The organism is Planococcus sp. ANT_H30, assembly GCF_008369335.1.
Taxonomy (GTDB): domain Bacteria; phylum Bacillota; class Bacilli; order Bacillales_A; family Planococcaceae; genus Planococcus; species Planococcus kocurii.
The window spans coordinates 22284-36576 of record NZ_VOBJ01000004.1 but is presented as its reverse complement, the minus strand read 5'-3'; the positions used below and the strand labels follow the sequence as shown (position 1 = coordinate 36576).

Genomic DNA, 14293 nt, shown 5'->3' with positions numbered 1-14293 from the left:
ACCTAAAAACAATAAATCACTTTATAAAGAAAAATGAGAACGAACCTAAATACTTTCTCATTTTTCTTCATCTTCTTAACTGGCCACGATTATTCCACTACAGTCTTAATGGCTTTTTTCGGTTCGACTCGAGTACTCGGGTTGAAGATTTGTTCGAAAGTAAGTTCTAAATTTTCCGATAACTGACTCCAATCCTCTGTTATAAAGGAGGTTGGTGTATATTCTTTACTTTGTTCCAACATACTGTAGAATACTTTTTTAGTTGGATCTTCTTCTAACTTTTCTGATTCTACGACGCTTTTAAGAACTGGCAATTCAAACGAAAGTCTTTCTTTGTTTGCTTGCTCCCCAGTCCAGAATTCCATGAATCGAAATGCTTCTTCTTTGTGCTCCGAGTCTTTAGACATCGCAACTCCAGAAGAACTTACAATACTTGCACTTGGCTTGTCTCCAAACGATGGAATTTCAACAACGCCGTAGTTTATGCCAGCTTCTTCAAAAGCAGATAGGTACCAAGCGCCATTGATGATCATACCAACTTTGCCTGATTTCATTTCTGTATCGCCCCAACTCTCAGAAGTGATAGCCACTTCTTCTTCAAGCATGTTATAAAACATGTCAAACGTCTCGATTGATTCAGGTGAATTCAAGCTGCCGTCTAGGTTTCCTTTGTCATCGACGTAAGACGCACCGTTACCCCACAGATACATTTCAAAATCATATGGATCTGGTTTTCCTGGGAAAGCGAAACCTGTCGTCTTGTCCCCTTTATTTGTTAACTTCTTAGAAGCTTCCTGGAATTCGTCCCATGTCCATCCAGCTTTCGGATACGCTAGACCCGCTTTGTCAAACAAGTCTTTGTTGTAGTAAACAACATGAGTTGTATATCCTACTGGAAGTCCATAGACATCCTCGTTGATTGAGTTGTAGTTCCATAATGCCTCATAGAAATTTTCTTTATACTCTTTGTCACGTTCTTCAATATAAGGATCTAATGGCTCAAGCGCATCTTTGTATTGCGGGTAATTCCACATATACATGACGTCAGGCGCATCTTTAGCCCCGATGCCTGCGGTGATTTTGGTATCATAATCCCCACCATATGCCTCCAAAACCACATTAATATCTGTGTTTTCTGCGTTAAATTGATCGATTAGTTTCTCTTGAAGTTCAACATCTTCCCCTACATCCCATGTCGCAAAACGAAGTGTGACTTTGCCATCCTCGTTTTTTCCATCGCTTGATTCTGACGAACTGCATGCCGATAACAACATGGCAAGCACTAAAGTAAAGACGAGAAATACATACCCCTTTGAAAATTTCATCCTATCCCTCCTAGCTATTTATAAATGTATTATAATCAATAGTTTTACTAAAAGTAAACCCTTTCATCGTAATTTTTACTAAAATATAATTATTAATCTGAAAAATCCGATTTTATTTAAAGGTTTTGTATAGTAAAGTTCAAAAGAGACCATAAAAAAAGAGAATGCCTGTGACGCGCATCCTCTTGAGCTTTTCGGTTCCATTGAATTGTAGCTATTCTATTCCGTTATAACTAGCTTTCCTTTATGCACGGTCGTATCTATAGAAATGGCCTCTCCGCTCTCCAGTAAAACATTCGCAGTCTTCTCTTTGTAACGTTCATCAATGTAGACGAGTGAGGGCCGTGACGGACTATCAATTGTCTTCGTACGCATTATACTTTCTCTACAGACTGATGGTGACTTTTTATATACTCAATCAACTCTTTTTTAGATAGAACCGCATGAGGAATATTCAGTAAAGCAGCCATTTGAGCAACTGCCGGAGGCTTCAGCATACTTTCTTTTAAAATTTCTTCTTGATAAAAAATGGCGATTGCTTGATCATCTGCCACAATTCGACGATTCGCCATCACGATGATTCGCTTGAAATGATCGGTTACAAATTCCATATCATGGGTGATGGTTATTACGGTCTTCCCCATGGACTCTAGTGTTTTCAACAGATTCCCCAGTATTTCCAAACCAATTTTATCTTGTCCCGCTGTTGGTTCATCCAGAATAATCACGTCAGAATCCATTGCGATAACAGATGCTATCGTCACAAATTTTCTCATGGAATACGGCAAATTGTACGGATTTTCTTCTGCATACTGTGAAATGCCACAAAGCTCTAATGCCCATTGAGTCATCTCTTCAATACGCTCCGGATCAAATCCCATATTTTTCGGTCCAAATCGCACTTCTTTTATCACTTCGTTATGAAAGATTTGATCGTCTGGATTTTGAAAAACGTAACCTACTTTTCGTGACAGTTGTGCGGTGGTCTTGGAAGTTGTATTCCACTCTCCTACAATAACTTCGCCGGTGGTTGGTTTTAATAAGCCGTTCATCAGTTTTACTGCCGTTGTTTTTCCTGCACCATTTTGTCCCACTATTGCCACTCTCTGCCCTTGCGGAATTTCCAGTGATAAATTTTCCAATGCCAGTGTTCCATCAGGGTATTTGAAACTAATATTGTTCAAAACGAGATTAGTCATCAGTTAATCCCCCTACACTAGTTTTAAAACAAGTCATTATTTCAGCATATTTTATAGGTAAAAACTCTAGCGGAACTCCGGCTTTTTGAAGTTCAAGAGCTACTTCGGTTACATGAGGATACTGGACATTTGCGCTTGCATAAAGAGGATCGCTCAATACTTTCCTCGTCTCGCCTTGCATTAAAATAACGCCTTCGTCTAAAAGAATTAATGTATCCGAATGCTCAGCTACCAAATCCATTTTATGTTCTACAAGGATAATTGTTTTTCCTTTTTCCTTCATTAATCGAATGATTTCAAATACTTGATCCGTCCCGATAGGATCTAACTGGGAAGAAGGCTCATCTATTACTAAAATTTCTGGATCCATTACAATAATAGAAGCTAGTGCTACACGCTGTCGCTGGCCTCCTGAAAGTTCAAATGGATTTTTTTCACGTAAGTCCTGAATATTAACGAGTGTTAAAACTTCTTCTACTCTCGGATAGATTTCTTCTACAGGAACTCCTAAATTTTCTAGACCATATGCCACTTCTTCAAAAACCGTCTCTTTTACACCCGATATTTGTGTAAATGGATTTTGAAAAACATACCCAATCTTTTCACTTAGTTGGCCAAGTTCATAGTCATTCATATCTTTGCCATCCAGTATAACGGTACCGTCCAATTCTCCTTTATGAAAATGTGGAATAAAGCCTCTGATGATGTTGCAAAGTGTCGTTTTACCTGATCCATTATTTCCGACTATGGATACAAAGCTTCCTTTTTTTATATCTACTGTTATATGTTTCAGTACCCATTCATCACCAACGGGATACCTGTAAGAAACGTCTTTCAGTTGGATGATTGATGTCATCAGAAAACCCTCCAAATAATAAGTCCTATCACAATAATGATATAAATCCACGGCAGGACACGATCGATTGGCCGTTTAGTCAACTTGTGAAGACTGGTCTTTTTCCCAGGTGCAGAAAAAGCCCGTGCCTCTAAAGTTATGGCTCTCTCTTCTGTACTTGCTATCGAAGAAAGAATGAGCGGTGTTAATGTCGGAAAGAAAGCTTTTGCTCTAGTTATAATCGAACCTTCTGTTTCGACTCCTCGTGTTTTTTGAGCCTCCATTATGGTGTTTGACTGACGTCGCATCTCTGGAATGATTTGTAATGTCGACAATACAACATACGCTCCTGCAGATGGCATGCCGGCATCTTCCAGTGATTTCACAAAATCTTTTACTTCCACAATGCGGAAAAATAAAATAAAAGCAGAACCAATTGCTAAAATTCGTGAAGTTAACGTCAATCCATAATTCAAACCTTCTCTGGAAATCTCAAAAATCCACCAGGAGGCAAGAACTTCTTCTCCGGGATAAAAGAATAACTGCATCAAAAATACAATGACTAACAAGATAACTAACGTTTTTAAGATAAAAGATAAAAATGACTTGGCCACACCAGCAGCAACTGCGATCAGTACCAACACCGGAAACCAAGCAAAGGCAAACACATAATTAGGAACAATGATGACAGTAGCAGCAATAAATAAAGCAAAATAAAATTTGGTTAACGGATACAAATTCACTAGTGAGTTTTTCATCCTATATTATCTCCCTTAACGTACTTTTCGCTTAGTCAAAAGCAACGAAATACTTATTTATTGCGATTGCTCTTTTTCATATACAAATGGCCATACTTCATTTTGGATAAATAGCGATCCGAAATACTTTTCACGATAAAGTAAACAAATAAGACCGAGATCACTTTGTCCGCAATTTCCGTAATAATTGTTGAAGTGAAAACTGCACTCCAAATATTCTGACCCATCGCTAAAAATGTCGCCGTAATGGCAGACGACGTATTGCCTGTCGCTCCTCCAAAAAACAAAACCGTAATAGGTGCAGAAGCTATTACCGCGATTGCCGTAATTATAAGACCTGAAATTATGGCTTTATAAATCGTGCGGAACATGCCGTATTTTGAAAGCAAACCTGCACCTAAACCGATTGCCATGGATGTAATAACATACGGGAAGTAGATTGGATTAAAAATCGCAGTAATTGAGTTTGTTATAAAAGCTGCTACAATCGCAACTAACGGACCTGCAATCACACCGACTAAGATCGTGCCGATTGTGTCCAAAAAAATGGGTAACCTTAAAACTTGGGCTACTTGAAACCCAACAAAGTTAATGGCTACCCCGATTGGAATAAGTAAAAGTGCTAGTAAAGTAAAATCTTTTTTATAGTTTCTCTTCATTTTCATTTCCTCCTTTTGTAAGGTGCGTCGCTTTTTGTCTCGCTTTGATGATTATTTACTTTCGTTTTCTCGGCATTCCTTCTTTTTTTATTATTTAGTACAGGATAACTAGTAGTAGTTGAACAACAGTCTCAAACACAAGATCTTATAAGGCGAATACAACCAACTTTCTTACTATTTTCTTTTAAGAAAACGTTTTTATTTCCTTTTCTTTAGGCTAATGTAAACGTTGTCAATAGTCAATATGCTTTAAATATTGCGTGATTTCCGGAATAGATACGAAATCTCCCCAAGGACATGTTGCTAATTGAGTTAGAGTCTCTATAGACATGAATGATATACTGGACTACAGGAAAAAATACTACACAAAAGGAAGGGGGGTCAAACGATGATGCGATCCTTTCATTTCAGTGGCGGGCGAATTGTGAAAACCGGCATTGCGATCTTTTTGACAGCGACGATTTGTTTATGGTTTGGCTGGCCGCCTGTCTTCGCGGTCATCACAGCCATTGTGACAATCGAACCAACCGTTAGCGATTCGATTAAAAAAGGACTGGTCCGGTTTCCGGCATCCGCGATTGGTTCTGCCTTCGCTGTCCTCTTTATCTCACTCTTCGGGAATTCCCCGATTACGTATACACTCGCTGCAGTTGCCACGATTTTAGTTTGTTACCGGCTCAATCTGCACGCTGGATTACTCGTTGCCACATTGACCTCTGTTGCGATGGTTGAAGTGATCCATGACGATGTCTTAGTGTCGTTCTTCATTCGACTAGGAACAACAACGATTGGATTGCTAGTGTCTACGGCTGTCAACATGCTGGTGTTCCCACCTAACTACCGAAAAGATATTCTGCAAAGCATTCAATCCATTAGTGAACGAGCTGGTAGCATGTTGGAGCAAACATTCCAAACGATCCTTTTTAACAGTGATGCAAATCGCCAAGAAGAAAAGTTAATCGTAAAAGGACTGACCATCGAAGTTCGGAAGACCGAGAAACTCATCCATTTCCAGCGCGACGAATCCAGTTTGTACCCGTGGGTGCGCGAGCGAGAAGCCGAGCTTCAAATGGCGGAAAAGCAATTGCTCTTCTTACATAACTTAGAATTCCATTTAGATGCCTTACTTTATATCCCGTTGCATACGCTGACATGGAGCACCGCTGAGCGAGAGATTATTATGCACGCCGTCACGGAACTCGCAAACGACTTGAAACACTCAGTCGACTACGATCACGAAAAGCACCAATGCCAATTAAAAAACATGACCGATTTGTTTTGGGACAATAGTAAAAACATCACCGCAAGCGATGCTCTGCGCCCAACGGAATTCCCACCCGAATTCACCATTCTTTATGAGCTCATCACGATTTACGATTTAGTGGATAAGTTTTTTGATCCGGAGAGTATGAAGATAGAAAAAAATGCGGAGAAATAATAACATAAAAACGGTCGTGTTAGAAACTGAGTAGTTTCTAACACGACCGTTTTTTAGCATGTAGATTAACACCTATTCTTAAAATTCTTCATGCGTAGCCGGGTCCATATCAAACAATCTGCCGTCTGGGCGGGACAGCTCTGAAATTGACGTCATTTCCTCTTCACTTAATTCAAAATCGAAAATAGCTAAGTTTTCCCGTTGCCGCTCAGGTGAAGTAGAACGTGGAATTGAGACTGAACCGATTTGGTATTGCCAGCGTAACACGACTTGGGCAATGGTTTTGTTGTGCGTTTCGGCAATTTCCTCAATAGTATCATTCGTCAAAATATCTTTCGCTTTAGCAATTGGGCTCCACGACTGTGTTTGGATTCCATGATCCGCATGCACGTTGCGCTGATGCGCTTGGTTAAAGAACGGATGCAATTCCACTTGGTTCAAACTTGGGGTCACCCCGGTCTCACTCATAATGCGCTCTAAGTGATCTGGCAGAAAATTGCTGACACCAATCGACCGGACGAGCCCCCATTTTTGCGCATCGATCAATGCCTGCCACGCTTCTACGTAAGTGTCTTGATTTGGCATTGGCCAGTGGATCAAGTACAGATCGAAATAATCCAATTGCAAACGATACAACGATTCTTGAATGGCTACTAAAGCTTTTTCATACGTGTGATAACGTCCCGGCAATTTGGACGTTACCCACAATTCTTCACGCGGAATGCCGCTGCGTCGTATGCCTTCCCCGACCGCTCCTTCGTTTTCGTAGTTATATGCCGTATCAATCAACCGGTAACCGGCATTGATTCCACTGCTGACTGCGTTCGCTCCCGCGTTGCCCCACAGTCCGTATGTACCGAGTCCTATAACGGGTAAAGTTGTTCCGTCGTTTAACGTCACTGCTGGAATTGCTTTTTCCATCTACTCCCACTCCTCTCAATTCTATTTTCAGATTACTCTTCCATCTCTCCAAACTCAAACGATTTGGTTTTCGAAACTATTATTCAAGTCCAGCGATACACTATACTTTATGTAAAATTAAGAATTAATGTACAATTAACAACAGCACATCATTTTAGTGAGGAGCCTACATATGAAAACAAATACATTCCAGTTAAACGAAACGACAATCCAAGACATTCAACAAGCTTTCCGTGACCATAAAATTACCTCCGTGGAACTAGTCGAAGCTTATCTTGAGCGGATTAGAAATTTCGACCAGAATGGCCCGAAAATCAATTCCGTCTTGACCATCAATCCCGACGCACTGAAAATCGCAGCACAACTAGATGAGAATCGCGGACAAGATAACCAAGGTCCCCTATACGGCATCCCTGTGTTGCTCAAAGACAATATTGAAACCGCTGACCTGATGCCGACAACAGCCGGCGCGATTGCACTCGAACACAATTTCGCTAAAGAAGATGCCTTTGTCACCAAGCAATTACGAAATGCAGGTGCCATCATTCTCGGCAAAGTAAACTTGAGCGAATGGGCGTATTTTATGTCGCAAGAAGGACCGAGTGGCTATAGTTCACTCGGCGGACAAGTGCTAAACCCATACGGCGTCGGTGTCTTTAAAGCAGAAGACGTTGGCGGTTCGAGTTCAGGGACAGGCGCCGCGATTGCTTCGAATTTCGCTGTCGTCGGTGTTGGTACGGAAACATCCGGCTCAATTTTGAGTCCATCGAGTGCCAATTCGATTGTCGGCATCAAACCAACCCTAGGCCTCGTCAGTCGTTCGCGCATCATCCCGATTGCTGAAAGCCAGGATACTGCCGGACCGATGGCGCGTACTGTGACAGATGCGGCAATTTTGCTTGGCGCGATGACTGGTGTCGACGAACAAGACACGGCAACACAAAAAAGCACAGACCATGCACTCACTGATTACACACCGTACTTGAAAAAAGACGGCTTGAACGGCGCCCGTATTGGCGTCGACCTGAGCTTTTTGAACGACAAAGCACCAGAAGAGCGTGCCATTATGGATGAGGCCATCGAGCAAATCAAAGCACTCGGTGCAACAGTTATTGAAGTAACGATTCCAAAGTCATCAGTTGAGTCAGACGTCTTGTGGTATGAATTCAAGCGAAACGTCAACGACTATTTGCGCACCACACCTACTGAAGTGTCGGTCAAATCACTCGCAGACGTTATCGAATTCAACAAACAAGAACCCGAGCGTCGCATGAAATTCGGCCAAGCCGAGCTGGAAAAATCGCAGGCTTTGAGCGACGATCTGAACAATCCGACATACCTAGAACACCGCAAAACTGATTTACGTACTTCTACTTTAGAAGGATTGGATTTCGTCACTCGAGAACACCAACTGGACGCATTATTATTCCAAAACAACCGCGGTGCCGATATGCCCGCAAAAGCAGGCTACCCATCCATCACCGTTCCAGCCGGCTATACGAGCAGCGGGCATCCCGTTGGTGTCACGTTTAGCGCACAAGCGTTTAGCGAAGCACGTTTGATCGAGCTCGCCTTTTCTTATGAACAGGCAAGCTTGAAACGCCAAGCACCGGATTTGGAATCTTATAGAGTTTAATTGAGACATTTAAAACACCCTTTACTGAAAAGTTGGCATCGAGATGCCAGTCGGTCAGTAAGGGTGTTTTTCATAATATTTTCTGATAATTTTGCGGGATTGGTGGCTAGACCTCCTTTTTTTTGTGTAGATACTGCCTCGTAATTTGTAAGATAGAAAAAACAAAAAGCTACTGCTGCGCTGTTCGTTTAATAAGCGCCGCAATGAGTGAGTTATAAACTGGGGAATTGTCAAAATCAGTTAGAAATTTCCCTTTTCAAGGACACGCTTCTTTTTCTCAACTCACTCTTGAACTTGGATCCCAGTCTCTGTACGATGAAGAAAACAACTAAAGAAAAGAGATGATCTTGTGGTTGGACGAAACGATCCTTGCCCATGCGGCAGTGGCAGGAAATACAAAAAATGTTGCGGTAAAGAGCAAGTGGTGGATATACAGGAAATAATTAATTTAGAACTGGAAAGCATTATGGAAGGTTTTTCTGAAGAAGGACTAGAGCCGGCAAATTATTTCGAAGCGGAACAACTCACTCGTCACTGGCATAAAGCTTTGTCTGGAGTGTTTGACAAGGATATGATTGAAGCTGTCGCGTATGAAGCTTATGTGTTTTATGACCGAGTGGACATTTGGAGAAAATACATCACTCGTCAAAAAAAGCATCAGAAACGCCAACGTATCTTAGATATCCTCACTTCTTGGGAAGACCCGTTTTATTTGCTTGCAAAAATACAGGCAGTGGAAGATGGTAATTTCATCATTCGTGATGAACTTACGAATGATATTTATCATTTCCCGTTATCAACGCAAGCTCGACCAGGCGAGTGGCTATTTGGGCTCGTTATGCGCAACCCTTTGGAAAATGAAAAAGAATTACAGCCAACTTCCGGCATCCTTTTTATCCCACACTTTCAGACAGTTGTAGTAGAAAGCATTAAATCTAAGCTAGAAGACGGTGTCCATGATTCATTAGAGCTATATAAAGTTTTTGCTGAACACGCTCAATTGCCGGAACTTCCCGCATTTGGCACAGATGTATTAGATCTGGTCGAACGCTTCTTGACAAGACATCAGTTACAAAGTGAGCTTCCGAAGACTATGGCTTACGCTTTCCTTACCGAAGTTCCGCTCAACGCTCGTAAACCAGAAGGTGTTGCTGCTGGCATTTTACAAACCATTAACACCTTTGGCTTTTTCGGAAATCTCTACGTCTCGCAAAAAAACCTTGCCGAGTATTTCGACACTTCCGTTGCTTCCTTAACAAAGTACCGGGATCTCATGGAAAATTACTTGATGGATCGCATGAAAGATATGCCGGAACATATGCAAAATCCGGATGTTGCTATGGATGTTGATCCAGACATGTTCATGCCACAAATGCTAACGACAATGGGAACCGACCCGCGAATCACCGAAAGTGGCATGTGGCAGATGGTTATGCGGGTACAACATTCAGATGCCGAATCTGAAATTGATCTGAACCAAATCGTTCAACAATCGATGAACTCGCCTTACTTACCCGCAGATGATAGGGAAGCTGCACAACTTTTGAGCTATCAAGCTTATGACGCTGTCACTGAAAAAGAACGCCAAAAACTAGCAAAGCAGGCGTTTAAACTGGATGCTGAAAATACAGATGCCAATTTGCTGATGGCTGAAATCACGTCAGATCCTGCGGAGAAACAAAAACATTACCTGAAGGCTATCCAATCCGGGCAGCAAAAGTCAGAACTTGAAAAAGATGCTGACATCACTTGGGATTACGTGTTGCACCGACCATTCTTGCGTGCTTTATTTGCCTATGGCGCTTGGTTAATGAGTCAGAAAAAATATGCTGAATCGATCCAGCCATTTGAAACGTTATTAGAACTGAATCCGAATGATCAGCAAGGTGCACGGTGGTTGCTCGCAAGCACTTATATTCGTGCCGGAAAGTGGAGCAAAGCAGAAGACTTTATGGCCGAATTCCCGCCAGAAGAATACGAAGCGATCGATTTTTACTTTGATTCCATCATGGATATGCATGATGGTACGCTCGAAGGCAGCGAATTAGAAGAGCTTTCTATAGAAGCGGTCATCTGGAACGTGGATCTCCTTGATCTTATCGAAGAGGACAAAAATCCAGGTGAATTTCCTCGTTCGCTATCTCTTGAAAGTGGCAACGAAGACGAAGCAAAACTCATCTACTGGCTGATCTATGGCATGCCAGGAATTAAGAAGTTTATTTGATGCAACTACTTTCCGAATAAAATCAACGCAAAAGCCCATCACGAGTGAGTAGACGCTCTTGTGACGGGCTTTTGATTTCACTTTTTGAGAAGCGCTTCCTTCGCTTGTCGGGCTTTCACATATCTTTTTCAGTGAAGAGATGGATTAAAAGTATCCGTATCTACTGTTTTCGAAACAGCTATTTCACTTAGCAATTTTGTTTTCTTCAGGACTGACTGTGTGAAAATCGGGTATACGCTTATTACAGCCCATTTTGCTACGATATGCTCAGCTACAAGATGGATTTGCACCTTAAACATACTATACGAGGAGATGGTTTTTTGGAATATCAACTGACGCTACGCTTGGTCAATGACAAAAAAGGTTATTCTTGGCTGTTTGAAAGCCCCGAAGACACGATGCCGTTATTTGATGATGTGGTGGAAACATTTCAGCATTACGAAGTGGATAACATGGACAGCTTTATTCGTGAGAAGAAGAAAGAACTTGAAGAAACAGGCTCTAGCCACACGGCTCAGATTGATGTAACAAAAGTAGAGCCACGGGCAATTATCCGTTCAGCTTCGTATAAAGAATTGTGGTATGACGGCAAGTATTTTGACGACATCCTAGAGATTTTGACCGATAAATTGGGACCACCAGAAAACGAACAGTTTGACTAAACAGCAGACAAAAAAGCAAGCGGCCCTTTAGGTGCTTGCTTTTTGATGATTTCGCTTTCTAGAGAGCAAAACAATTCAAATCGTTTAGAACTGCTTTTTTCCGAGGAATTGACTTTCAATTGTCTTATTTATGAGCGTCCGTAATCTCTCGCATTAACTCCACCCAATCTTCTCGTTTAAAATTATAATAAGCTAACTCAATTTTTCTGAGAACGAGGTGAAGACTGTCAAATTGTTCATCAGAACGGAATCGCCACCAGCTTTTTATAGTAGGCGCCTTTGTACCCGGTGGATAATACATTAACGTTCCTTCTGGGTTAATAATGGCTTCCAACTTATCCACATCCAAATACCCGTGCGGAAAATCAATATAAAGACCAAGGGAAGCTTTATGCGGTTTAATCGTTCCCATTTTATGCGTAGATTCCGCATTTTGGTTTTCAAGAGAGTCACTCCAAGAGACCGGTTTGTCACCTGTGATTACAAGCTGCTCATCTACGCTCGTTTCAACTTTACAATGAGGAAGTTCCTCAAACACTTCGCGTATTTCTTTCAATTTTTGTTTTACTATTCCGTCCATTTTGTCACTCCTTTGAATTACTTACTGATTCTATCATTGCATATTATCGTTTCGTTTCACAGAGCGCGCTTTTTACTTACTTCCCCTCAACCTTCCCCAACTCATCCAAAAACGCTTTTCGTTTCGGATACATAAACTTCAGCTCTTCGATCAACCTCTTCGCTGCATCAGCACCCAACGCTTGTTGGAAACCGTTGATTTTTTGACACGCACTCCAGTATGCCTTGCGATTAGAAGCAGGTTCAACTAAGCGGTAGATGTAGCTTGTATAGATTTCGTTCACTTCATGTGGGTAATCAGCTACTAAATGCGGATGCAAGCGTTCGATCGCAGCGACATCTTTCTCGCAATAGTCCAGCAGCTCAGCAAATCTTTTTTCATCAATCAAAATACCCAGATAAAGCGGACGGCACCGCGGACGCATTTTCATCTCCGCAAGCATCGCTTCCATCTTTTTCGGCCAGTCTTCCACAACTACTAAACTTCTCAACTTGTTATAATATTCTTGCTCTCCATCTAATGCGAATTGGTAGCTGAGGTCAACCATCCCCGCTTTGTTGCCCATGCCTTCATAAGCTCGAAAGCGCAATTTTTTCCAGTCCTGTATCAACCCTGCAGACTTCACATCCAATTGTTCCGACTCGGCACACAACCGGATGACTTTTTCGAATTCACCCGCATCCAGCGCCTGTAGAATCTGTGCTTTACGAATTCCCGAATAGCGATGATGCTTCATACAGAAAGATTCGATCGCTTGCTGATCGCCAGCCTGCTGCAAAATCACGAGCTGGCACATGCGGAACTGCTCTTCAGTATACGAATACGACTGATTTTGCATTTCTCTACTGCCAATCACTTTTTCAATAAAATCATAGAATTTGTCCGCGAAATCGCCCTTTTCATTCCATAGCAGGACTGATTGTAGTAAATCACCCGCAACGTCTATAATGTCTTGTTTCAAATGGAATAAGATGTGTGGATATAGTAGTTCGAGCATGTGATCAACAGTCGACTCATCCAGTTGTTCTGGCCACTCTGCCAGTGTCTTATCAATTTTAGCTAGACTCTCATTAATTGTCGAACTGATATCTGCTCCTGAGTCATCCGCCATTTGCATCATTTCACTGCATTCCTCGATGACGATCAAACTGAGGCAGATCATTTTCTCAGCATCTTGCTCTATCTGCAAGCTATCTACATATTCTTGAACTTCTTCTGCCCCTTCAATTGCCTGATTTGCCCGGTCCCATTCGATAAATCCTCTACGACTCGCGCGGTTAGCTGAATTCTGAATAATACGACGTGCCGTTTGTTCGTCCAACCCGCTCGCATTCGAAAATTTCTCTGTTAAGTAAAGATCTACTGCTGGCTGCTTTTTCAACAACTCCTCAAAAATTTCAAGTAGCTCTGCTTTTTTCAACGCCTTTAGTTGCGCCCGCACATCTACGCTTGCCGAACTCTTTTCTTTTTTAGCTTCACAGATTGCGAGACACACGGCCACTTCATGCTTGCACAGCGAATCCGATTCAAACGGACAGTTACAAGAAGTCGACACGATCGTTTCCTCTCCCGTCAACTTGACGGTTATATCATAATCCCAAGTGCCCTCCACAACCGCATGCCAACGATTCGGCGCGTTTTCCGTCAGCTCTTCAACAAAATCTCGCTCAAAATAATCCAAGCCGCGCTTGTAAATCACTGCCGGCACATAGGTCTTCAAATTACGTAAGTTCATGAGAATCCCCCCTGGGTTGATTATAACCTTTGTGGAACTAAGGTTATAGGTAGTTCTTTTATAAAGAGCGGGATAGTTGACGATGTGTAACCAGGCGTATTAGAGATGAGTAAAATAAAAAAGCCATACCCGCAATGCAGGTATAGCGGGTGTGGCAATGTAAGGATATAAATTGTCGTGTACCGTTGGAATCGTTTAGAAATTTTATGTGATTTTATTCAGCTTTTAATATAATTCGTGCTTGTACGACCCACTCACCAACAGATGGCACGCAGAAGTTAAAAAAAGCTCATGGAAGTACTTCCCACAAGCCATTTTTAG

12 protein-coding genes are annotated in these 14293 nt (G+C 41.8%); 4 read left to right on the top strand and 8 right to left on the bottom strand.

From position 1 onward, the window contains the following. Positions 1 to 89: 89 nt before the first annotated feature. The 5 genes from FQ085_RS10515 to FQ085_RS10495 form a co-directional block, all read right to left on the bottom strand. Complete coding sequence (locus FQ085_RS10515) at positions 90 to 1325, bottom strand: ABC transporter substrate-binding protein (protein ID WP_149456559.1); 1236 nt, start codon at positions 1323 to 1325, stop codon at positions 90 to 92. 374 nt (positions 1326 to 1699) lie between these two features. Then, positions 1700 to 2524 carry an energy-coupling factor ABC transporter ATP-binding protein gene (locus FQ085_RS10510; RefSeq protein ID WP_149456558.1) on the bottom strand — a complete coding sequence of 275 codons (825 nt, stop codon included), beginning with the start codon at positions 2522 to 2524 and terminating at the stop codon, positions 1700 to 1702. Further along, a complete protein-coding gene (locus FQ085_RS10505) occupies positions 2517 to 3380 on the bottom strand; it encodes an energy-coupling factor ABC transporter ATP-binding protein (protein ID WP_149456557.1) in 864 nt (287 codons plus the stop codon). Before FQ085_RS10505 ends, FQ085_RS10510 begins: the two co-directional genes overlap by 8 nt. Beyond that, a complete protein-coding gene (locus FQ085_RS10500) occupies positions 3380 to 4117 on the bottom strand; it encodes an energy-coupling factor transporter transmembrane component T (RefSeq protein WP_058386227.1) in 738 nt (245 codons plus the stop codon). The genes FQ085_RS10505 and FQ085_RS10500 overlap by 1 nt, the downstream gene beginning before the upstream one ends. 53 nt (positions 4118 to 4170) lie before the next feature. Then, positions 4171 to 4776, bottom strand: a complete 606-nt coding sequence (locus FQ085_RS10495; protein ID WP_245830230.1) for an ECF transporter S component — start codon at positions 4774 to 4776, stop codon at positions 4171 to 4173. Positions 4777 to 5167: 391 nt separating this feature from the next. Here FQ085_RS10495 and FQ085_RS10490 point away from each other — a divergent pair, with 391 nt between their 5' ends. Then, positions 5168 to 6214: an FUSC family protein gene (locus FQ085_RS10490; RefSeq protein WP_149456628.1), complete on the top strand. Its 1047-nt coding sequence runs from the start codon at positions 5168 to 5170 to the stop codon at positions 6212 to 6214. 78 nt (positions 6215 to 6292) lie between these two features. Here the strand turns inward: FQ085_RS10490 and FQ085_RS10485 are convergent, their stop codons facing one another. Beyond that, complete coding sequence (locus tag FQ085_RS10485; protein ID WP_149456556.1) at positions 6293 to 7135, bottom strand: aldo/keto reductase; 843 nt, start codon at positions 7133 to 7135, stop codon at positions 6293 to 6295. A gap of 172 nt (positions 7136 to 7307) precedes the next feature. On the opposite strand from FQ085_RS10485, the gene FQ085_RS10480 reads away from it, so the two are divergent. From FQ085_RS10480 to FQ085_RS10470, 3 genes are all read left to right on the top strand, one after another. Beyond that, positions 7308 to 8771 (top strand): amidase family protein, encoded by a 1464-nt coding sequence (locus tag FQ085_RS10480; protein ID WP_149456555.1) that lies wholly within the window; start codon positions 7308 to 7310, stop codon positions 8769 to 8771. Between the two features lie 349 nt (positions 8772 to 9120). Further along, positions 9121 to 10995 (top strand): SEC-C metal-binding domain-containing protein, encoded by a 1875-nt coding sequence (locus FQ085_RS10475; protein WP_149456554.1) that lies wholly within the window; start codon positions 9121 to 9123, stop codon positions 10993 to 10995. 320 nt (positions 10996 to 11315) lie between these two features. Then, positions 11316 to 11657 (top strand): hypothetical protein, encoded by a 342-nt coding sequence (locus FQ085_RS10470; protein WP_149456553.1) that lies wholly within the window; start codon positions 11316 to 11318, stop codon positions 11655 to 11657. A gap of 124 nt (positions 11658 to 11781) precedes the next feature. On the opposite strand, the gene FQ085_RS10465 is transcribed toward FQ085_RS10470, so the two are convergent. Both FQ085_RS10465 and FQ085_RS10460 read right to left on the bottom strand, forming a co-directional pair. Then, complete coding sequence (locus FQ085_RS10465; protein ID WP_149456552.1) at positions 11782 to 12237, bottom strand: hypothetical protein; 456 nt, start codon at positions 12235 to 12237, stop codon at positions 11782 to 11784. Between the two features lie 76 nt (positions 12238 to 12313). Beyond that, the gene (locus FQ085_RS10460; protein ID WP_058386234.1) at positions 12314 to 13972 is read right to left on the bottom strand and encodes an SWIM zinc finger family protein; all 1659 of its coding nucleotides are present in this window, start codon (positions 13970 to 13972) and stop codon (positions 12314 to 12316) included. Positions 13973 to 14293: the final 321 nt, after the last annotated feature.